At 38.5% G+C, this 21,654-nt stretch carries 17 protein-coding genes; 9 read left to right on the top strand and 8 right to left on the bottom strand.

The features are described from left to right. Positions 1 to 44: 44 nt before the first annotated feature. Positions 45 to 1,907 (bottom strand): 30S ribosomal protein S1, encoded by a 1,863-nt coding sequence (rpsA, locus tag ACKWBX_RS07865; RefSeq protein WP_413968126.1) that lies wholly within the window; start codon positions 1,905 to 1,907, stop codon positions 45 to 47. Between the two features lie 261 nt (positions 1,908 to 2,168). On the opposite strand from rpsA, the gene ACKWBX_RS07860 reads away from it, so the two are divergent. The 3 genes from ACKWBX_RS07860 (at position 2,169) to ACKWBX_RS07850 (ending at position 5,282) form a co-directional block, all read left to right on the top strand. Next, positions 2,169 to 2,549, top strand: a complete 381-nt coding sequence (locus tag ACKWBX_RS07860) for a LysM peptidoglycan-binding domain-containing protein (RefSeq protein ID WP_413968125.1) — start codon at positions 2,169 to 2,171, stop codon at positions 2,547 to 2,549. Between the two features lie 234 nt (positions 2,550 to 2,783). Then, complete coding sequence (locus tag ACKWBX_RS07855; RefSeq protein ID WP_413968124.1) at positions 2,784 to 3,623, top strand: hypothetical protein; 840 nt, start codon at positions 2,784 to 2,786, stop codon at positions 3,621 to 3,623. 804 nt (positions 3,624 to 4,427) lie between these two features. Beyond that, positions 4,428 to 5,282 carry a toll/interleukin-1 receptor domain-containing protein gene (locus ACKWBX_RS07850; RefSeq protein WP_413968123.1) on the top strand — a complete coding sequence of 285 codons (855 nt, stop codon included), beginning with the start codon at positions 4,428 to 4,430 and terminating at the stop codon, positions 5,280 to 5,282. 144 nt (positions 5,283 to 5,426) lie between these two features. Here ACKWBX_RS07850 and cmk read toward each other — a convergent pair whose 3' ends face one another. Then, complete coding sequence (cmk, locus tag ACKWBX_RS07845; RefSeq protein ID WP_413968122.1) at positions 5,427 to 6,119, bottom strand: (d)CMP kinase; 693 nt, start codon at positions 6,117 to 6,119, stop codon at positions 5,427 to 5,429. A gap of 60 nt (positions 6,120 to 6,179) precedes the next feature. Further along, positions 6,180 to 8,630: an endopeptidase La gene (lon, locus tag ACKWBX_RS07840; RefSeq protein ID WP_413968121.1), complete on the bottom strand. Its 2,451-nt coding sequence runs from the start codon at positions 8,628 to 8,630 to the stop codon at positions 6,180 to 6,182. A 252-nt stretch (positions 8,631 to 8,882) separates the two neighbouring features. Here lon and ACKWBX_RS07835 point away from each other — a divergent pair, with 252 nt between their 5' ends. The 4 genes from ACKWBX_RS07835 to ACKWBX_RS07820 are packed head-to-tail and all read left to right on the top strand — an operon-like array spanning position 8,883 to position 11,824. Continuing rightward, positions 8,883 to 9,437 carry an RNA polymerase sigma factor gene (locus tag ACKWBX_RS07835; protein ID WP_413968120.1) on the top strand — a complete coding sequence of 185 codons (555 nt, stop codon included), beginning with the start codon at positions 8,883 to 8,885 and terminating at the stop codon, positions 9,435 to 9,437. Beyond that, positions 9,437 to 9,997: a hypothetical protein gene (locus ACKWBX_RS07830; RefSeq protein WP_413968119.1), complete on the top strand. Its 561-nt coding sequence runs from the start codon at positions 9,437 to 9,439 to the stop codon at positions 9,995 to 9,997. Before ACKWBX_RS07835 ends, ACKWBX_RS07830 begins: the two co-directional genes overlap by 1 nt. Continuing rightward, positions 9,978 to 11,069 (top strand): DUF4097 family beta strand repeat-containing protein, encoded by a 1,092-nt coding sequence (locus ACKWBX_RS07825; RefSeq protein WP_413968118.1) that lies wholly within the window; start codon positions 9,978 to 9,980, stop codon positions 11,067 to 11,069. Before ACKWBX_RS07830 ends, ACKWBX_RS07825 begins: the two co-directional genes overlap by 20 nt. Before the next feature lie 29 nt (positions 11,070 to 11,098). Continuing rightward, a complete protein-coding gene (locus ACKWBX_RS07820) occupies positions 11,099 to 11,824 on the top strand; it encodes a head GIN domain-containing protein (protein WP_413968117.1) in 726 nt (241 codons plus the stop codon). 68 nt (positions 11,825 to 11,892) lie between these two features. Here the strand turns inward: ACKWBX_RS07820 and ACKWBX_RS07815 are convergent, their stop codons facing one another. From ACKWBX_RS07815 to glgB, 5 genes are all read right to left on the bottom strand, one after another. After that, positions 11,893 to 13,371 (bottom strand): ATP-binding protein, encoded by a 1,479-nt coding sequence (locus ACKWBX_RS07815; protein ID WP_413968116.1) that lies wholly within the window; start codon positions 13,369 to 13,371, stop codon positions 11,893 to 11,895. A 151-nt stretch (positions 13,372 to 13,522) separates the two neighbouring features. Further along, complete coding sequence (locus ACKWBX_RS07810) at positions 13,523 to 14,863, bottom strand: MFS transporter (RefSeq protein WP_413968115.1); 1,341 nt, start codon at positions 14,861 to 14,863, stop codon at positions 13,523 to 13,525. A 77-nt stretch (positions 14,864 to 14,940) separates the two neighbouring features. Then, positions 14,941 to 15,750 carry a M48 family metallopeptidase gene (locus ACKWBX_RS07805; protein WP_413968114.1) on the bottom strand — a complete coding sequence of 270 codons (810 nt, stop codon included), beginning with the start codon at positions 15,748 to 15,750 and terminating at the stop codon, positions 14,941 to 14,943. A 38-nt stretch (positions 15,751 to 15,788) separates the two neighbouring features. Beyond that, positions 15,789 to 18,188, bottom strand: coding sequence for a glycoside hydrolase family 31 protein (locus tag ACKWBX_RS07800; RefSeq protein WP_413968113.1), 2,400 nt, complete (start codon positions 18,186 to 18,188; stop codon positions 15,789 to 15,791). 101 nt (positions 18,189 to 18,289) lie between these two features. After that, complete coding sequence (gene glgB / locus ACKWBX_RS07795) at positions 18,290 to 20,185, bottom strand: 1,4-alpha-glucan branching protein GlgB (protein WP_413968112.1); 1,896 nt, start codon at positions 20,183 to 20,185, stop codon at positions 18,290 to 18,292. Between the two features lie 178 nt (positions 20,186 to 20,363). Between glgB and ACKWBX_RS07790 the strand changes: the two genes are divergently transcribed. After that, the gene (locus tag ACKWBX_RS07790; protein ID WP_413968111.1) at positions 20,364 to 20,930 is read left to right on the top strand and encodes a collagen-like protein; all 567 of its coding nucleotides are present in this window, start codon (positions 20,364 to 20,366) and stop codon (positions 20,928 to 20,930) included. A gap of 157 nt (positions 20,931 to 21,087) precedes the next feature. Further along, entirely contained in the window at positions 21,088 to 21,588 is a 501-nt protein-coding gene (gene msrB / locus ACKWBX_RS07785) for a peptide-methionine (R)-S-oxide reductase MsrB (protein WP_413968110.1), read from the top strand. Positions 21,589 to 21,654: the final 66 nt, after the last annotated feature.

Genomic DNA, 21,654 nt, shown 5'->3' with positions numbered 1-21,654 from the left:
GAGGATTATCACCTTACCCCGAAGGGGAAAATATCAAAAGTGGTCTACTTCTTCTTTTTAGAATCAGCTTCCATTTTATCCTTCAACGCTTGTAAAGCATCATTGGCATCCCCTAAAGTTGGTTTCGCCTCATCTGCAGCGGCCGCTTGTCTTTTGACGGCAGCTTTTACGTTGCGTTGTTCTTCCTCTCTAAAGATTGCGGTATGACTTGCTACAACACGTTTAAAGTCCTTGTTGAACTCAATGATCTTGAATTCCGCTTCCTCACCCTTTTTAAGCTTGGAACCATCTTCTTTCTCCAAGTGACGCTGTGGCACAAATGCCGTAATGTCCTCATTGAAGTCAATGGTTGCACCTTTATCAACAATCTCCGTAATTGCTGATTTGTGTGTAGTACCCAGCGCGAACTCAGCTTCGTACTTGTCCCAAGGGTTTTCTGTAGTCTGTTTGTGGCCCAAACTTAATTTACGGCCCTCAACATCCAATTCCAATACCTCGACCTCCAACGTATCACCAACATTGGTGAACTCAGATGGGTGCTTGATTTTCTTAGTCCAAGAAAGGTCGGATATATAGATTAATCCGTCTATACCTTCTTCCAACTCTACGAATACACCAAAGTTGGTGAAATTACGTACAATACCTTTGTGCTTGGAACCAACAGGGTACTTAGATGTAATATCTGTCCATGGGTCTGGCGTTAATTGCTTAATACCTAGAGACATTTTACGATCTTCACGATCTAGGGTCAATACTACAGCTTCTACCTCATCCCCTACTTTTACGAAATCCTGAGCGGAACGTAAGTGCGTAGACCATGACATTTCAGAAACGTGAATCAATCCTTCCACACCTTCAACAACTTCTATAAAAGCACCGTAATCTGCGATAACGACTACTTTACCTTTTACTTTGTCACCTACCTTGATTTCATCACTAAGTGCTTCCCAAGGATGCTTCTCCAATTGCTTAAGACCTAGTTGGATTCTTGATTTATTTTCATCAAAATCAAGGATTACCACATTTAATTTCTGGTCTAACTCAACAACCTCGTTCGGGTGGTTGATTCTTGACCAAGAAAGGTCCGTGATATGTACAAGACCATCAACACCACCAAGGTCAATAAAGACACCGTAAGAAGTAATGTTCTTGACAACACCTTCCAATACCTGTCCTTTTTCCAACTGGCTGATGATCTCTTTTTTCTGCTCTTCGATATCCGCTTCGATCAATGCTTTGTGCGATACCACTACGTTCTTGAATTCGTGATTGATCTTAACCACCTTGAACTCCATCGTTTTGTTCACGTACTGATCGTAATCACGGATGGGCTTCACATCTATCTGAGAACCTGGCAAGAATGCCTCGATACCGAATACGTCAACGATCATTCCTCCTTTAGTTCTGCATTTTACGAAACCACTGACAATTTCTTCTTTATCGTGAGCCGCATTTACACGGTCCCATGCCATGATAGTCCTTGCCTTTCTATGGGACAATACCAACTGACCACTTTTATCCTCGCGGATGTCAATCAATACTTCTACTTTATCACCAACCTTTAAATCAGGATTATAACGAAATTCGTTCAAGGAGATAACCCCTTCAGACTTTGCGTTGATGTCAATGATAGCTTCCCTATCCGTAAGATAAACCACTGTACCTGTTACTACTTCCTCATCGGCCGTGTCAACAAAGTTTTCAGCTACTAATTTTTCAAACTCCTCTAATTTGGAATCTTCAACACGTTCGATACCTTGTTCGTATTTTTCCCAATTAAAGTTTTCTAAAAATTCTTTTGGATCTTGAACAGGAGCCTGTTCTTTGGTTTCTTGCACTGCTTCCGCAGTTTCTGGAGTGGCCTCAACAGTTTCTACTGCTTCAGCTTCTTTTTTTTCTTCAGCCATTTGCTGATCATAAATTTGTATCCCGTGTTTTTACAAGAGTTAAACGACTAACACAGAAGTTGTTATTTTAATTTGTTTTCTCCTTTTTTGCTCTTGATACTGCCGTAAAAAAGGTGTGCAAAAATACTATTAATTTCATCAATAACAAAGTATTGCAACGAAGTAGTTAAAATACAAAGGGATTCGATACTTTTTTTATCCGTAAAACCTTAAAATATTCTTATCTTCCCATTACGAATATTAACCGTTAAAAATTAAACAATGAGTGTAAAAGCGAAGTATCAAGGGGTTTTGGACCTTGGCGAGCAATTAGGAATCAAAGATGGAAACGTAACCGAGGAAGGTGGCGTACTTAAAATAAAAGGTCAAGCAAATACGCCTTATGAAAAGGACTTAATATGGGATAAAATCAAGGCTCTAGGTGGTGAAAACGCTTCTGATATAAAAGCAAATATTACCGTCGCCGATGATTCTGTGTATCACAGGCATACCGTTGCCAGTGGAGAATCTTTGAGCAAGATTGCAAAGCATTACTACGGAGACGCTATGAAATACAAGCAAATTTTCTCCGCAAATACCAATATCCTAAGCAATCCGGATGTAATTCATCCAGACCAAGTTTTGGTGATTCCGAATCCTTAAGACGTTAGACGTTAGACGTTAGACGTTAGACGTTAGACGTTAGACGTTAGACGTTAGACGTTAGACGTTAGACGTTAGATAAAATTAAAAATACCGTTGCTTTTTGGAACGGTATTTTTTTGTTTTAATATTTTTATATTAACGTTATAAATTTATAAGCGTAAGAGTGCGCTTATCGAATTGTTGGCAATAATTATGACCGCACAAGAAAAATAAACATCTTTAATTTAATCTATGAAAAAAATATCTATTCTATTATTACTACTAACAAATTTTTATTCATGTTCAAAAGAAAATTCCATCGATGTTGATAACACTACTAAAAGTAGTCTGCTAAAAAAAGTAATTATTCGGCAAGGAGAAAATCTAGACAATAGAGTCACTATTTATTCTATGGAATACGATAGAAATTTAAAATTGAAAACCCTAGAAGTCAATCAAGAGGACGCCATCTCTGGAACTTCATATGCCAAATACACAATAGAATTAGATGATAATAACGAAATTTCCAGATGTGTTTTAGATTGTTCGGAAAGCGATTGTGGTTGGAATTTTGGAATATTACCTGAAAATTATGTTGAAGTTGTTTTTGAGCGTAATAAAAATAATAATGGAACTGAGCAATTGACAATTAGTCAGAATGAGCTTGATAACAATGGAAAATTTATTGGTTGGATAACTGGAACAACATATTTAGTAAATCCAAATAACTTAATTATTAGAAAAGAAAACACTGATATTCTTTATGAAAATGAAAATATCAAAGGCATAAGTAATGATTTTTCTTTTAATGATGGATTAGAGTATTTTGACTATGACGATAAACCAAGTGTTGTTATCTATACTGATGATATAGGGGTAATTAATTCTCAGGAATACATCTATCGATTAATATTGAATTTAAAGTATTCAGTAAACAATTATACAAGAATGAGATTTGATTATAAATCTGAAGACCAATATATTTCATTCGAATACGACGAAAATAATCGTCCAAAATCTCGTAAAGTAGTAGATAAGTATAATGGTACGGAGCAGTTGAAATATGAGGAAACCTATGAGTATTTGGATTAAATAGCTATTGCCAACAATACCTATAGCAAATAGGGCATAAAGTGCTAAATTTAATGGCTTGGGTTTATTTACTGAGTCCGCCAAATCCTTTGGATTTGGCATTTAAAACAAAAAAGATAAATACAAAACAAAAGGCTTTGGCTACGAGCGCAGACGGAAACAAAAAGTTTCCTTGCCCGCCCTACTTGCCATAGCCAGACCGATGATGTCGAATACGCCTGCGGCGTACTTTTGTTGCACTGCTAACGCAGCTACCGCACCAAAAGCGGGTCGACATCATCGCCGCGCTATGCCGGATCGCCAAAATCCGTAGGACAAGGGTCCCTTTTGCCAATATCGCCGCAACGGCTCCATTACTCGACATATCAATCGCTATATGCAATCCGGTTCGGCTAATTTTAATCCCAATACCGCAAAATCCCAAGGCTTCACGGCCTGCCAAGCAGGCCTGGCCGGGAACCATAACGAAAGACTAAGCGGAGGAACCTTTCTCTCGTTATGGTTTTACAGGATTTCGCTATATTTCCTTAAAATTAGCCGGACTGCACATAGCGCGGCGTTGTATGTCATTTGGAATTCAAAAAAATAAAAAATGGGTGCTGAAAATTTTAAGATAAATCTAAATCAAAATTTATGGGGCTTATTTTTAGCCCTTTTGACCCTTGGTGCATCCGAATATTATGAATTGTGCACTCTATATTGGTTTGGATTAATCTTAAGCTGTATTACCTCTCTATCACTTGTAATCACTTTGATTGCATACACAATCAATTATTGGAAGAACAAAATGAAATAATATAAGATATGGAAATACCAAAAGCATTTATATCCTATGCTTGGGAAAGTGACGAAGTAAAAGAATGGGTTAAAAGACTTGCGACTGAATTACGAAATGACGGAATTGACGCAAAACTTGACCAATGGGAAGTAGTTCCTGGAGATCAAATGCCGCATTTTATGGAAAATTCCGTTCGTGAAAATGATTATGTATTAATTATCTGTACACCTAAATACAAATCAAAATCAGAGAAAAGAATTGGAGGTGTCGGATACGAAGGAGATATAATGACAGCAGAAGTACTTCAAACTTCAAATCACAGAAAATTTATTCCAATCCTTAAATCTGGAACAAAAGAAACTTCTATACCATCTTGGCTTCAAGGAAAATATTACGTTGACTTATCCAATCAAACTCACTACGACAACAACTACGCTGATTTAACAACAACATTGTTCAAGGCAAGAGAAACAGCACCTAAACTTGGGATAAAAACTAGGAAAGCTAATTCTTCGGTTTCCAAAGAAGTTTTCAAACCTGTATCGGAGGATGAACCAATAAAGATTAAAGGAATTGTAATTGATGAAATTACACAACCTAAAAATGACGGAACTGCTGGCAGTGCGTTATATAAAATACCATTTGAACTAAACCGAACACCAAGTTATGAATGGAGAGATTTGTTTGTAAATGCTTGGAATCGTCCGCCACGATTCTCGTCAATGCATAGACCCGGAATTGCTTCAGCATATGGAAATCAAGTCATACTTGATGGAACTACAATTGAAGAAGTAGAAAAATACCATAAGGATACTTTAAAATTAACAGTTGAAGTTGCTAATAAACAAATAGCAGAAATAAATTTGAGAAAAAACAAATAGCGGAAAGAGAGAGAATTGAGAGAGAACAACACCAAAAAAATATAGATGATATTAGCAAAAGAATAAACTTTGACTAAAATAAAAATGGTATACAACAATACCTCCCATAAAAAGCCCTAATCTAATACTCTATAGTAAATTACCCTACTCCTTCTCAATCACCCGTAACGCATAATTGTGTATACGTTCAAATTGTTCTTTCAGTCCCATATCGCTATTATCAAATTCGATAGCATCATCCGCTTTTTTTAGAGGCGAAAACTCACGGTGAGAATCTATATAATCCCGTTTTTGGACATTTTCAAGAATATCCTCGTAAACCACCTTGTCCCCGCGGTCCAACAGTTCTTTGTAGCGTCTATAGGCCCTTTTTTCAGGAGATGCCGTCATAAAAATTTTAAGCTCCGCATCCGGAAAAACAACAGTACCGATATCACGACCGTCCATGACTATACCTTTTTCCTTTCCCATAACTTTTTGAAGATTGACCAATTTTTTTCGAACTTCTTCCAATTCAGCAATGCGACTCACATTCTTAGAAACTTCCAAAGACCTAATTTCTTTCTCAACGTTTTTTCCATTTAAATACATCTCCGAAAACCCAAGCGCCTCATTGTATTTGAATTTTAAATCGATTGTTGACAATGTTTCAACAAGTGACCGAATATCCTCGGATTTTTCGCTTATAAAGCCCTCCTGCATGGCAAAAAGGGTGATAGCCCTGTACATAGCTCCAGTGTCCACATAAACATAGCCCAAAGCCTTGGCCAATTGCTTGGCCAACGTGCTTTTTCCGGTAGAGGAAAAACCATCTACAGCTATGGTTATTTTTTTCATTAATACTAAATATAGGAAGAAATAATGCTCAACTGCACTCTAACTAACAGCAATTTGAAATTATAGCTTCTTGGCGTTTTTGACCTTTTGTGAGGTCAGGGCCAAATCTACAACCTCATGCATATCCTTTACGTAATGAAAAGTAAGTCCCTTTAAATAAGACTCCTTTATTTCCTTTATATCTCTTTCATTATCGGCACAAAGAATAATCTCCTTGATTTTTGCCCTTTTAGCCGCCAATATCTTCTCTTTGATACCGCCTACGGGCAATACTTTTCCTCTTAAGGTAATCTCACCGGTCATGGCCAAACTCTTCTTTACCTTTCGTTGGGTAAACAAAGACACTAAGGAGGTTAACATGGTGATACCTGCACTGGGTCCGTCTTTGGGGGTAGCACCTTCCGGCACATGAATATGCACATTGTACTTATCGAATATTTCCGGATTCAAGTCAAAGCGGTCGGCATTCGATTTTATGTATTCCATGGCTATTGTGGCCGATTCCTTCATTACTTTCCCCAAATTTCCAGTGATACTCAATGTACCTTTCCCTTTGGACAAGATAGATTCTATAAACAAAATATCACCCCCAACACTGGTCCATGCCAAACCGGTCACAACACCAGCTACTTGATTGTTTTCATATTTGTCGCGCTCCATTCTTGGTGCTCCAAGAACTTCAATAACATCCTCGTTTGTCACTTTCACGTTATACTCCTCTTCTATGGCAATGGATTTTGCCGCATAACGAACCATCTTGGCAATCTGCTTTTCCAAAGAACGCACTCCAGATTCTCTCGTATATCCCTCAACGATTTTTTCCAACTGTGGTTTTGCGATTTTTAAATGTTCGGAACTTAAACCATGTTCCGTTAACTGTTTGGGCAACAAATGCTTTTTGGCAATCTCCACTTTTTCTTCAATGGTGTAACCCGTTACATTTATGATTTCCATACGATCTCGCAGCGCAGGTTGTATAGTACCCAAATTATTGGCCGTTGCGATAAACATGACTTTGGAAAGGTCATAACCCATTTCCAGGAAATTATCATGGAACTCGGCATTTTGCTCTGGATCTAATACCTCTAGCATGGCAGAGGATGGGTCTCCCTGATGGCTATTGGAAAGCTTATCTATTTCGTCCAAAATAAACACCGGATTGGAAGTTCCTGCTTTTTTAAGGCTTTGAATAATTCGGCCGGGCATGGCACCGATATAGGTTTTTCGATGTCCCCTTATCTCTGCCTCGTCTCGCAATCCACCTAACGACATACGAACATATTCCCTACCCAATGCCTCAGCGACGGATTTTCCCAGAGAAGTCTTACCCACTCCCGGTGGTCCGTACAGACAAAGAATGGGGGATTTCATATCGTTACGCAGTTTTAAGACCGCCAAATATTCAATTATTCTTCGTTTTACATCTTCCAAACCGTAATGATCCCGATCTAGAATACGTTGTGCCCGCTTTAAATCGAATTTATCCGTAGAAAATTCATTCCATGGTAAATCCAAGAACAAATCCAAATAGTTGCGCTGAATGGAATATTCCGCCACTTGCGGGTTCATACGCTGCATTTTGGAAAGTTCCTTGGTAAAATGCTCCTTTACCTTTTTTCCCCACTTTTTCTTTTTGGCCTTGGCCCGCATTTCCTCCAACTCATCGTCATAGGAAACACCACCCAGTTCCTCTTGAATGGTCTTCATCTGCTGATGCAGAAAATATTCTCGCTGTTGTTGGTCCAAATCGCTCCTAACTTTGGATTGGATATCGTTTTTCAACTCCAGTTTTTGCATCTCCACGTTCATATATTTCAGTGTGGCCAATGCGCGTTCCTGTAAATCACCTATTTCCAATAATTCCTGCTTCGCCTTGACATCCAAATTCAAGTTAGAGGAAACAAAATTGATAAGAAACGAGTTGCTCTGTATGTTTTTAATAGCAAAAGAAGCCTCACTCGGAATATTGGGATTATTCTTAATGATATTCAATGCCAAATCCTTGATCGACTCAATAATTGCCAAAAACTCTTTGCTGTCCTTTCCAGGTCGCATTTCTTCCGTTTCCCTTACTGTTGCAGTCATGTAAGGCTTTTTCGTAAGAATCTCGGCTACCTCAAAGCGTTTTTTTCCTTGGATGATAACCGTAGTATTCCCATCGGGCATCTGAAGAACTCGTAAAATTCTAGCCACGGTTCCCAAAGTATTGATATCCTTTACATCCGGATTTTCGGTTTCCTCGTTTTTTTGGGATACCACCCCAATTACTTTTGAACCGTTGTTCGCATCTTTAATGAGTTTGATGGATTTATCCCTACCTGCCGTAATGGGTATGACGACACCAGGAAACAAAACGGTATTGCGCAACGGCAAAATGGGCAATGTTTCGGGCAACAACTCACTGTTCATCTGCTCCTCGTCCTCAGCGGTCAATAAGGGTATTAATTCAGAATCCTCATCAATTCCTTGCAAGGACATATTGTCAAAATTTGAAAATTTGGAATCTCCCATATGTATATTTCGGTCATTATGTCATTAAATTGACACCGGCCTAAGTTTTTTAATCTTAACCAATATTGCGCTATAACCCTATTCAATGGGTGCTCGCAAATTTCTTTTCTTTTTCTACTCCTTTAATTCAATTCTTGTGCCAACTTCATAAAACAACGATGTTAATTAAACGTCGCATCGATTTTAAAAAAATTTCAGCACAACTGTAACAATCTGTAAATTGGTTTATCTCTATTACAAATCAATCACTTTTTGAGCCAAACGAAAGAACATATTGATGTGCTATTGCAATCGTGCATGGAAGGAAAACAAAGTGCACAGCTAGAAGTTTACAATCGCTATTACAAGGCCATGTACAATACGGCCTTTAGAATTGTAAAAGATAGCGCAGAGGCCGAGGATGTAATGCAAGAATCGTTTTTAAACGCGTTTACGAAACTGCATTCTTTCAAAGGGGAAGTTGCTTTTGGAGCCTGGTTGAAGCGGATTGTAGTAAACAACAGTATTTATCATTACAGAAAGCAACAAAAAAACAATGAGGTTGCGCTGGATGATATAATGTACAAGGTCGAAGATAATGACGGAATTACTTCGGATCATGTGTTTACAGAACTAAAGGCTCAAAAAGTAATGGAAACCATGAAACGCTTAAAAGATAATTACAGACTTTCTTTGACCTTATACTTAATAGAAGGATATGATTATGAGGAAATTAGCCAAATAATGAATATCAGTTATGCCAATTGTAGAACAACAATTTCCAGGGCAAAGGATAGCCTGAGAAAACAACTCGTAATTGCGAATTAATGGAAAAGGACAATTTAGATAATTTATTTGAGGGCCTAAGAGGCACTTTGGATACGGAAAATCCCGCAGAAGGACATCAACAGCGGTTCATGGAAAAGCTTAATGCGTCCCACGGGGCGGTAACTTTGACCAAGAAAAAGACAAACTGGTGGAAACCATTATCCATAGCGGCATCAGTTGCTGTAGTATGTGGGATATTTTTGACCCAGTTGGAAAACAATCAAAGTATTGACGAAAAAGTAGCGGAAATTTCTCCAGAAGTAAGCAATTCACAATTTTATTTTGCCAACCTAATAGAGGAACAGGTAAAACAATTGGAGTCCGAAAGCACTCCCGAAACGGAAAAAATTATTTCGGACACCTTGAAACAATTAAAAAATCTAGAGGCCGATTATTCAGGACTTGAACGGGAACTTATAAAAGGAGGTAACTCTAAAATGATTTTGAGTGCTATGATTACTAATTTTCAGACAAGAATAGATTTATTGAACGATGTGCTCAACAAAATTGAAACAATTAAAAATTTAAAAAATTCTAATGATGCGAACTTTACTATTTAAATATACAGTTTTACTAATCGTAATGAGTCCTGGACTTATTATGGCCAACCATGGAAAACTTGGCGGTAAGTATACCAAGGAAAAAACCATTAAAAAAGAATTCAACGTTAATACAGATGCGTTGCTCAAGGTGAACAATAACTATGGTAACATCAATATTACTTCATGGAACGAAAACAGAGTGGTCATTGAGGTTAACATTAAAACAAATGGAAACGATGAAGAAAAGGTACAACGTAAACTGGATAATATTTCAGTAAATTTTGAATCCAGCAATAGCATGGTGTACGCTAAGACCACCTATGGCGAAAAAGAAAGCAGCTGGGGCTGGAACTGGGGCAAAAGCAACAACGTAAATATGCAAATTAATTACACGATAAAAATGCCCGTAAAGAACAGTGTAAACCTGGACAACGATTACGGTAATATTATTTTGGACAGAGTGGATGGCCATGCCAAGATAAGCTGTGACTACGGTCGTTTGGAACTGGGCGAATTAAGGGGCAGAAACAATCAACTAAATTTTGATTATACCTCAAAGTCTACCATAGACTACATAAATAGCGGAGAAATCAGGGCAGATTATTCCGGTTTCACCATTGAAAAAGCGGGCAACTTGGACATCAATGCCGATTATACCAATGTTTTGGTAAAAAAAATGGAAAACCTAAAGTACAGAAGTGATTATGGCAACATGGAAGTACTAGAAGCAAACAATGTTGATGGCAACGGAGATTACATCGCCGTAAAAATGGGAACCATACATGGTAATGTGAATATTACCGCAGATTATGGCTCTATCCGTATTGACGAACTTGCCGAAGATGCGGGGAATGTTGCTATGAGAACAGATTATACCGGTATCAAGCTAGGCTACAATAGCAATTATCATTTTGACTTTGATATTTCAACGGATTATGCCGGAGTGAGCGGAAAAGATGATTTTACCATAAATATTAGCAATGTAAAATCTACCTCCAAACATTATGAAGGATATTATGGCAGCAAAGGAAGTGGAAATATGATTACCTTGAATAGCGAATACGGAGGTATTAGCTTCACAAAAAAATAATTTCAATCAACATCAAAAAACAAACGACAATGAAAAATTTAGCAGCACTAACACTTGTACTATTATTCACCGTTTCATGTACGGCCCAATGGGGCAAAAAGATTAAAGGAAACGGCAATGAAACCACTATTGAACGCTCAACTCCGGACTATGATGCCATAGCGGTTTCTGGTTGGTTTGATGTAGATTTAGTCGATGGCAACGAAGGGGAATTGACCTTGGAAGGAGAATCCAATTTATTGGAATATATCAAAACCGAGGTCAAAGACGGAAAACTGATCATTAAAACCGAAAAAGGAATTAATCTGAAGCCTTCCAATTGGAACAGCGGTATTCGTATCACAGTGCCTGTTGAAAGTGTAGATGCTATTTCACTATCCGGTTCCGGAGATATTGTAGGCAAAACTATTATCAAAACCAATTCGCTTAAAACAGTCATGTCCGGCTCTGGGGATATTACCCTTAAGCTGGATGCCGAGAAGGTAGATGCTTCTATGTCCGGATCTGGCGATATAACTTTAAGTGGAAATACTACTCATTTTGAAGCTACCATCTCCGGCAGTGGTGATATCAAAGCTTTTGATCTAGATGCCGATAATGTAGATGCTACCGTATCTGGATCTGCCGATATAAAGGTTACCGCCAACAAAATGCTAAAAGCTAGAGTATCTGGCTCAGGAGATATCACCTACAAAGGAAATCCTGAAAAAGTAGATACCAAAACATCTGGTTCCGGAGATATTTCTAAAGGATAAATAATCAAATCACGAACAATCAACAACTGTAAAAGCCTCTTTTAAAAGAGGCTTTTTTATGTAGAACCTTATTTTGTTTCTGCATCCAATATCTCCGGCTCTATACTTTCAAAAAGGTTTGCCGAAATCTTGGATGTTTTTTTATTTTGAAGCATATGATTCCAATCCATGATTTTTGACCTTAACTTTTTCATGGTAAAAGGTTTGGTAATGTAATCATCAAAACCAAGTGCCATATATTTTTCAATATCACCTTTTAAAGCACTGGCACTGGCCGCAATGATTGGCGGCACAGTTTTATAGTTTTCCCGTAAATATTCCATACACTGTACACCGCCCATATTGGGCATATTTATATCCATTAAAATAAGATTGTATACATCCTCTTTAAAAACTTCGGTGACCTCCAATCCATTTTCAACAATCACCGTTTGACATCCAAAGGTTCGTAACATTCTTTCATAAACCTTGCATAACGTTTTGTTGTCTTCTGCAATAAGAATGTGCAAGTCTAAATTTTTAGAAGCCCTGATTTGCGTCTTTCCTTTACCTTCTTTAGAGGTTTCATTATTTGATACTTCGATTAAATCCAAATTGAACCAAAAATTACTGCCTTTTTTATATTCACTGCGTACTTTTAGACTGCCGTTCATTAATTCTACTAATTGCTTTGAGATCAGTAGACCTAAACCGGTGCCATTTATATGCTCCTTGCTATAATCCTTGACTTGTTCATATGCCGAGAACAATACCTGTAATTTTTCTTCCTTAATTCCAACGCCATGATCTATGACTTCAAATTTTATTTGAGGCGTTTGTGACCTAAAGCTATCAACACTTACCTTTAATTTAACGGTACCTTCTTCTGAAAACTTTATCGCATTTCCTATCAGGTTAGAAAGTACTTGCTTAATTCTTATCCCGTCTAGCATAAGGTATTCAGGGATATCACTGGCAACCTCAAGAACAAGGTCAATGTTCCTTGATCTACTTACTGCCATGAATAGGTTATTGATATTTGAACAGATTTCCCTAACATTTGTTTTGGCAGGGTATATAGCTAGTTTACCCGCTTCTAACTTGGATAGGTCCAAAATATCGTTTATAATGTCCATTAAATCATTAGAAGACATTCTGATGATATCTACATACTCTCTTTCATTTTCCCTAATATTTTTGCTTTGGTTCAACAAATCCAAAACCCCGATAATTCCGGCCATAGGTGTTCTGATTTCATGGCTCATACTGGCCAAAAAATTATCCTTGAACTTTGAAGCCTCAATTATTTGACGGTTTTTTTCTTGAATTTTATCAAAGGACCTCCCACAATTGAAAGCCATAAAGGACAAAACCAAAGGAGCGGTTTCTATAATGTAATGTATTGGGAAAATTTGATGGATATGTTTGATGTTATACAACGAAAAATCAAGGTTCATCCTGAACAAATCTATGCTTATTGCCAATATGGGAAAACAACATCCAAATAGAAAGCCATAGAAGCCATAGCGTGCTTTACCGGTTTTATACCATTTGTAGGTTTCTTTCATGGTTTGGGGCTATAAATATCATAATAAAAACGAGGGTATTTTGCTAAAATTGCAATCGCCTGGGCCATATAAAGCGAATTTCGTTAAGATGAACGAAATAATGGATTAGCTACGCGATAATAGAAATACCTAAATCATAACTATACTTTGACTATTGGGCCGTTTTTACCTTTTCAACCCTGAATAATAATATGATTCCGACCAAAAAGAAGATAAATAGAAAAAGAATGGCATTACGCATCGTACTCACTTGATCAATAATGGCGAATAGCGCCATACCGATGACAATGCCTATTTTTTCGGAAACGTCATAGAAACTAAAATAGGACGTTGTATCCTCCGTTTCCGGTAAAAGTTTGGAATACGTAGACCTGGCCAATGATTGAACGCCTCCCATCACCAATCCCACCAAGCCGGCAGCGATGTAAAACTGCATGGGGGAAACCATAAAAAATGCGTAAAAGCAAAGACACATCCAAATAGCATTAATAACGATGAGCGTTTTTATATTACCAAACTTTTCAGAAGCCCTTGAAGTAAGTACCGCACCCACCACGGCCACTAATTGTATAATCAAAATACTTACGATCAGCCCCAGGGTTTTCTCGTCTTTATCTACCCATGCTATTTCTTTTTCTCCAAAATAAACGGCGACCAACATAATAGTCTGCACTGCCATACTAAAAACAAAAAAGGCCCATAAATATCTTCTCAACTTTATGCTTTTATTGAGTTCTACCCACACTCCTTTCAATTCCTTAAAACCATTAAAAACAATATCCTTTGTTACCTTATGTCCGGTTGAGATTCCTGCCGGCAGGATGGCAAATGTATATTGACTGAAAAGCGCCCACCAAATACCGACAGTAACGAAGGAAACTTTCATTGCTTCAACGGCGGCCCTATTTTTTTGTTCTTCCGTTACACCAATATCAAAACCAAAAAATTCAGGAAACATCACCATTACCAAATTGAAAACCAATAACAAGACACTACCAATGTATCCCAAGGAAAAGCCTTTGGCACTGATACGGTCCTGTTGTTCTTCAAAGGCAATATCCGGTAAATAAGAATTGTAAAATACCAAACTGCCCCAGTAGCCTATAAGACCCATAAAATAAAATAGAAGACTTAAATGAATGTTATCCAAACTGAACCAATAGAGCCCCACGCAGCCCAAACTGCCTACATAACAAAAGAATTTCATGAAGGTTTTCTTGTTCCCTACATAATCTGCAATACCCGATAAAATGGGAGACATAACAGCGACTACCATGAAGGTAAATGCCGTTACTGCCGTTATCAAAACCGTTTGTTTCATTTCGAACCCGAAAGCCGAAACCGGTTCATCACTGGAAACGAATAGACTCGCATAAAAAATGGGGAAAATAGAAGATGCAATGGTCAAGGTGTAAACCGAGTTTGCCCAATCATAAAATGCCCAGGCATTCAATAATTTCTTACTGCCTTTTGAAGCAATGGTTCTGGTCATGTTGTCGTTTGAATGTTGGTCAAAAAAAAGTCGCTCTATGTAGAACGACTTTCAATATACAATAAAAAGATTTACGTTTATTTATAACTGGTCACTCCAAATTTAGCGGCCTCTTCTTTTGCCAAAGGCGCCCAAGCCGTAAGATTATTGATTCTAGTATCATTGGACGGGTGCGTACTCATGAATTCGGGTGGTGCCTGGCCTCCGCTATTCGCTTTCATACGCCTCCATAGATTCGCGGCCTCATCAGGATTATAACCTGCAATGGCCATAATCTGTAGACCTATACGATCCGCCTCGGTTTCATGACTTCTGCTAAAAGGAAGCATGGCACCCAATTGAGAGCCGATACCATATGCCTGGTTGAACATATTTCTTTTTTGAGGATCTTTGATAGCCACATTTCCCGCTACTGCACCTATTTGTTGTAACGTACCGGCACTCATGCGCTGCGCACCATGATCAGCCAAGGCATGGGCCACCTCATGTCCCATTACCACGGCGACTCCTGTTTCCGTTTGCGTGATGGGGAGGATACCCGTATAAAAAACAATTTTACCTCCGGGCATACACCAAGCATTTACCGTTTCATCGTTGACCAAGTTGTACTCCCACTTATAATCCTTTAAATAGCCCGGGTGACCGTTTGCGGACAACCATCTTTCCGCTGCTGCCGAAATACGTTGACCAACTTTCCTGATCATATTGGCTTCCGAAGTACCGGTAATGACTTTATTCTCTTCCAAAAACTGGTCGTATTGCGCAAAAGCCATCGGGAATATTTGGCTATTGGGATAAAAATTCAAGGTCTTTTGACCTGTAAACGGATTTACTTTACATGCTGATACCGCTAAAAACAGTACCATTATTGTTGCTAATTTCTTCATTTTATGTAGTGTTTAATGCCCAGTAAAATACGAAAATATTATTTTCCAATAATGTGCAAAACAGTAAAGTTTTTGTCTATAAACAAACTCTTTTCACCAACTGGTCTTAAAGATTCCAAGCTAACTTCCTCATTATCTACCTGAATGGTATCTATAGTAAAAGGCAATCCATGGAAACTGAACTTTAAGGTTTCATATTCCGTGATAAAGCTGCCATCCTTAAATTGTTGAATGGTCAGGGACTTTTCTTTTCCGGTAAGCTTAAAATTGCGCAGTGAATACCTTCCCTTTTTATAGTCATAGCCGTCTAGGGCATCTTCATACACTTCTGAAGATTCCGTTCCTTCCTTAAAATATACATCTAATATGAGTTCTTGGATTTCCACTTCGCCCACATACTGTTGCACGGGGTACTTGGGTATGATAGCACCTTCTTTTACGAAAAGCGGAATCTTGTCCAACTCGGCTGCTACCCATTTTTCTTTTCCACCCTCGGTAAGTTCTTCCGTCCAATAGTCATACCACTTCCCTTTTGGTATATACATTCTTCTGCCCTGCGCATTTGGTTCCTGGACGGGACATACCAATATTTGCTCTCCGAATATAAATTCGTCCGTTCTAAAATGCGTTTGCTCATCTTCTTGATCAAAATAAACCAAGGATTGTAGCATGGGTCTCTGCTCTTTACTATACTTATAGAACATCGTGTATAGGTAGGGCAACAACTGGTACCTTATCTCTATAAACTTTCGGACGATATCCGTAATCTCAGAGCCAAAAGACCATGGTTCTTGACTGCCATGATCACCGCTGGAATGTACCCTACAAAAAGGATGGAATATTCCGAGTTGAATCCATCTGGCGAACAACTCGCCATTGGGTTGCTCTGCAAACCCTCCAATATCGGAACCAACAAAGGAATATCCGCTCATACACATACGCTGCATCTGTACATTTGCAATCCATAAATGTTCCCAAGTGGCCACATTATCGCCTGTCCAAGTAGACGCGTAACGCTGCGTTCCGGAATAGGCCGCCCTAGTAATCACAAAAGGTCTTTTAGGATACACATATTTTTTAACACCTTCGTAGGTAGCCCTCACCATCTGCATTCCATAAACATTATGGGCCTTTCTATGGGTACAAGGATTTCCGTCATAATTGTGTCTGGTATCCAATGGAGCTGTCTTTGTAGGAACTTCCATTACGGCCGGTTCGTTCATATCGTTCCAAACGGCATGTACTCCTAAATCCGTCATGAATTCCTTATACAATTCCGCCCACCATTCACGTACTTCCGGATTCGTAAAATCCGGGAAATTACATTCCCCGGGCCAAACCTTTCCATGCATAAGCGGTCCATCACCACGTTTACAGAAGTAATCATTTTCAACCGCTTCCTTATATATCCAATAATCACGGTCAATCTTAATTCCCGGGTCTATCATGACCACCGTCTTGAAACCATCTTCCTCTAACTCACCGATCATTCGTTTAGGGTCGGGAAAATGATTTTTGTCCCAAGTAAAACAGCGAAACCCATCCATATAGTCAATGTCCAAATAAATGGCATCACATGGAATTTTTAAATCCCTGAACTGCTTGGCAATATCCTTTACATTTTTTTCCGGATAATAACTCCATTTGGATTGATGGTATCCCAGTGCCCATAAAGGTGGTAATTCCGGTGTTCCGGTTAAATTGGAGTAGGCAGATACCACTTTTGACATTTCTGGACCGTAGAAAAAATAATAGTTCATCTCGCCGCCATCCGCCCAAAAGCTGGTCGTATTTCTGCGTTCATGGGCAAAGTCAAAATGGGTTTTGAAACTATTATCAAAGAAAATACCGTACGCAACACCTTTTGTCAAACCTATAAAAAAGGGAATCGCCTTGTATAAAGGATCTTGGTCCTTGCCATAGGCATATTGGTCCGTTACCCAATTGTGTACCCTTTTTCCCTTAAGGTTACTATGTGTGGCCTTATCGCCCATACCATAAAAACTCTCACCGGTTTGTGTGATTTTACTCATTTTGACGGTGTTGCCCCCATATTGATAGTTTTCCTCCCAATGGAAACCTAGTTCATCTTCATTGATGATATTTCCCTCTAAATCAGAAATCTGTATCCGTAAGGTTTTTTTATCTACCAGAATATGGACTTTGGCCGTTTTGATAACATATTCCGTATCGCGCTCATCAACCTCCAAAGTGCTATATCCCAAAGTGGCCTCATCATCTATGGCATAGGAAAAATCGGGTTCAAAATTATATTCGGTGGCATATTTAAAGCGAATCAAACTACCTCTAAGAATGGTAATTTGTAACACAACGCCGTTTTCTGTAGTAAAATAGATTTTATCCGTATCCTGTTTAAATTCTACTATATGATTTGGGTAAAGGTTTCCTTTATATTCTAATTCCGTGTTGGTAATCATCTTCTTTCTTTTTTAAGGACCTAGCAAAAGAAATATATAAACATGAATAAAAGAAATATATTCAATGCAATAAACAACTATAACGATTTCAACACTAAAAGCTACTTAAAAATGACAATTCCCAAGGGAGGAATGGTTATTTCTATTGATTTTTTATATCCGTGCCATTCCTTTGTAGAAGATTTTACGGTAGTATTGAGGTTTCCGCCACCTCCATATTTTTTGTCATCACTGTTCAGCACCTCAGTAATCTTATCTTTCTTAGGAATTCCAACCCTATAATTCTCTCTAAGGATAGGTGTAAAATTACAGGCAACGATTAAGTCATCTTTTTCGTTATGTCCTTTTCTAATATAGGTCAAAACCGAATTTTCATGGTCACCATAGTCTATCCATTGGAAGCCTTCCGAACTAAATTGCTTTTCATAAAGCGCCGGGGCACCTTTGTATAATTTGTTCAAGTCTTTCACAAATTCCTGTACTCCGGAATGCACATCATACTCCAATAAATGCCAATCCAAGCTTTGTTGGAAGTTCCACTCGGATGTCTGTCCAAACTCGCCTCCCATAAACATTAAATTGGTCCCGGGATGTGTGAACATATAGCCGAAAAGCAATCTCAGATTCGCAAAACGCTGCCACTCATCCCCTGGCATTCTATACACCAGGGATTGTTTGCCGTAAACTACTTCATCATGTGAAAAAGGCAGCATGAAATTTTCCGTAAAGGCATAGGTCATGCTAAAAGTGAGGTCGTTCTGATGGTGCTTTCTATATATTGGTTCTTTTTTAAAATATTCCAGCGTGTCGTGCATCCAGCCCATCATCCATTTCATACCAAAACCGAGTCCACCAAAATTTACCGGTTTGGATACACCGGAAAAAGCAGTAGATTCTTCGGCAATTACCTGTACTCCGTCAAAACTGGCATATATCTCTTGATTTAACTCTCGGATAAACGACATGGCCTCCAAGTTTTCATTGTTCCCGTACATATTAGGTTCCCACTCCCCTTCTTCACGTGAATAATCCAAGTATAACATAGACGCTACAGCATCTACACGAAGCCCATCAACATGAAATTGGTCCAACCAAAACAAGGCATTACTGATCAAAAACGCGCGCACCTCGTTTCTGCCATAATTAAAAATGAGACTCTTCCAATCTGGATGATAGCCTTTTCTCCTATCCGGATGCTCATACAGATGTGAACCATCAAAAAATCCAAGACCATGGGCATCTTCCGGAAAATGGGAGGGCACCCAATCCAGAATAACGCCAATGTCATTTTGGTGAAACGCATCCACCAACATTTTAAACTCTTCCGGTGTTCCAAACCTAGAAGTGGGCGCAAAATACCCCGTTAACTGATAGCCCCAAGAAGGATCATACGGATATTCCATGATAGGCATAAACTCCACGTGGGTATAGCCCATTTCCTTCACGTAGGACACCAAATCCTTTGCAAGTTGTTTGTAGCTTAGGAAACTATTGTCTTTGCCTCGCTTCCACGAACCCAAATGCACTTCATATACGGAATAAGGCCTGTCCAGTCCGTTTTTATCTTTTCGGTAACCCATCCAATCCTTGTCCTTCCATTCATATTCCTCAGACCAAACGATAGAGGCCGTTTTGGGCGGATGCTCACAAAGGCGACCGAACGGATCGGCCTTTTCCGTCCAAATATCATTATTGTTAGATTGAATTTTGTACTTGTATTTTTCCCCATGGCCAATGTTCGGGATAAAGCCTTCCCAAATACCGCTGGAATCCCAACGAACATTTAATTGATGCTCCTGCTCGTTCCAAAAATTAAAGTCTCCCACTACGGAAACGGATTTGGAGGAGGGGGCCCATACAGCAAAGTAGGTTCCTTTTTTGCCATCTAGCGTTATAGGGTGGGAACCTAATTTATCATAAAGTCTAAAGTGTTTCCCACCTTTGAATAAGTTAATGTCAAAATCGGTAAATAAAGAATGAACGGTTACTTGAGCCATAAATCTTGAAATTATTGAATCACAAATCTAACTAACTTTCCATGAACTCCTATACATCGCAAATTTTACTTTTAAATTGAAGCTATTTCTAAATTTAAATTTTGGAATCCGTAAAAGTGGAACGCTTTTTGAAAAGAAAGATTAAATTCAATGTACAAATAGCATAAATCTTATCATTATGAAAAAATTAAAAATACTTTTTGGCTCATTCTTGACCGTATTATTTATTTCTTGTGAAGGACCGGAAGGACCTCCGGGGTTTGATGGATTTGATGGAGAAGACGGCAGAGATGGTCGTGAAGCGACCGTTATTGAGGTTGAAAATGTAAATTTCTCCTATGAAGACGCAAATAACTGGTACACTACAAGAATAACTTTTGGAGACCTCTCAAATTTAGAAATTAGACAATCAGATGCAATTCTTGTCTATAGATTTGATGGCACTGTAGATTTAACGGATGGTCCAGCTGATAATTGGAGTCCTTTACCTCAGAATTTTTTCCTCGATCAAGGAACCATTCAATACACTTTTGCCCATAATTTTGTAGATATGGATATGTTCATAGATGGCAATTTTGATTTGATTGATTTGAATACAGATTTCACTCAAGAACAAATTTTTAGAATTGTTATCGTTCCAGGACAATTTGATACTACAGGAAAATTCGATACATCTAACATAAATGCCGTTATGGGCAAATATGGTATTTCAGAAGCTGATGTCTTGAAAATGAGATTGGAATAATATATGATAAACCCGTATTTTTGGAAACCCCAATGCTTCAGGCCTTGGGGTTATTAATTGTGGGATTACATAATTCTTAACAAGGGAACTTAGAGATGTATATTACCTTTGAAAGTATTTCAAAAAAAATGCGTCAAAGAAGAAAAAGAAGAAAATCATGAAGTTTAAATTTTTAATAGGAATACTTGTTTTGTTCGCTAGTTGCAAAGGCACTTCCCAACAAAAGGACATGGCGGTAAAAGAAGAAACCAAAACAAAGGCCGAATTTCCGGTTCAAAAAACGGAACAGGAATGGAAAGAACAATTAACGGATGCCGAGTTTTATGTATTGCGGAAAGCGGCAACGGAAAATGCTTTCACAAGTGAGCTTTTGGATAACAAAAAAGAAGGTACTTATGTTTGCGCAGCATGCGCTACACCTCTTTTCAAGAGTGAAACCAAATTTGATTCCGGAACCGGTTGGCCAAGCTTTTATGAAGAAATAGAAGGCAACGTAGGCTATGATGTAGATTATAAAATAGGCTACGCCCGTACCGAGGAACATTGCGCTACTTGCGGAGGGCATCTGGGACATGTTTTTAATGATGGCCCTGCTCCTACCGGAAAAAGGCATTGTATCAATGGAGTGGCCCTAAACTTTGTACCTGCGTCCAAATAAGAATTGAAGTTCAATACGAATTTGATAACCGGATATCTATTTTTCATAATAGGTATCCGGTTTTGT

Origin of the sequence: Maribacter algae (assembly GCF_047345745.1) — a bacterium.
GTDB lineage: Bacteria > Bacteroidota > Bacteroidia > Flavobacteriales > Flavobacteriaceae > Maribacter.
The sequence above is the reverse complement of the archived record's forward strand: the minus strand, read 5'-3'. Positions and strand labels throughout refer to the sequence as shown.

Bases quoted from the DNA above. Each gene is read 5' to 3' on its own strand.
- rpsA (WP_413968126.1), bottom strand. From the start codon at position 1,907: ATGGCTGAAGAAAAAAAAGAAGCTGAAGCAGTAGAAACTGTTGAGGCC.
- ACKWBX_RS07860 (WP_413968125.1), top strand. From the start codon at position 2,169: ATGAGTGTAAAAGCGAAGTATCAAGGGGTTTTGGACCTTGGCGAGCAA.
- ACKWBX_RS07855 (WP_413968124.1), top strand. From the start codon at position 2,784: ATGAAAAAAATATCTATTCTATTATTACTACTAACAAATTTTTATTCA.
- ACKWBX_RS07850 (WP_413968123.1), top strand. From the start codon at position 4,428: ATGGAAATACCAAAAGCATTTATATCCTATGCTTGGGAAAGTGACGAA.
- cmk (WP_413968122.1), bottom strand. From the start codon at position 6,119: ATGAAAAAAATAACCATAGCTGTAGATGGTTTTTCCTCTACCGGAAAA.
- lon (WP_413968121.1), bottom strand. From the start codon at position 8,630: ATGGGAGATTCCAAATTTTCAAATTTTGACAATATGTCCTTGCAAGGA.
- ACKWBX_RS07830 (WP_413968119.1), top strand. From the start codon at position 9,437: ATGGAAAAGGACAATTTAGATAATTTATTTGAGGGCCTAAGAGGCACT.
- ACKWBX_RS07825 (WP_413968118.1), top strand. From the start codon at position 9,978: ATGCGAACTTTACTATTTAAATATACAGTTTTACTAATCGTAATGAGT.
- ACKWBX_RS07820 (WP_413968117.1), top strand. From the start codon at position 11,099: ATGAAAAATTTAGCAGCACTAACACTTGTACTATTATTCACCGTTTCA.
- ACKWBX_RS07815 (WP_413968116.1), bottom strand. From the start codon at position 13,371: ATGAAAGAAACCTACAAATGGTATAAAACCGGTAAAGCACGCTATGGC.
- ACKWBX_RS07810 (WP_413968115.1), bottom strand. From the start codon at position 14,863: ATGACCAGAACCATTGCTTCAAAAGGCAGTAAGAAATTATTGAATGCC.
- ACKWBX_RS07805 (WP_413968114.1), bottom strand. From the start codon at position 15,750: ATGAAGAAATTAGCAACAATAATGGTACTGTTTTTAGCGGTATCAGCA.
- ACKWBX_RS07800 (WP_413968113.1), bottom strand. From the start codon at position 18,188: ATGATTACCAACACGGAATTAGAATATAAAGGAAACCTTTACCCAAAT.
- glgB (WP_413968112.1), bottom strand. From the start codon at position 20,185: ATGGCTCAAGTAACCGTTCATTCTTTATTTACCGATTTTGACATTAAC.
- ACKWBX_RS07790 (WP_413968111.1), top strand. From the start codon at position 20,364: ATGAAAAAATTAAAAATACTTTTTGGCTCATTCTTGACCGTATTATTT.
- msrB (WP_413968110.1), top strand. From the start codon at position 21,088: ATGAAGTTTAAATTTTTAATAGGAATACTTGTTTTGTTCGCTAGTTGC.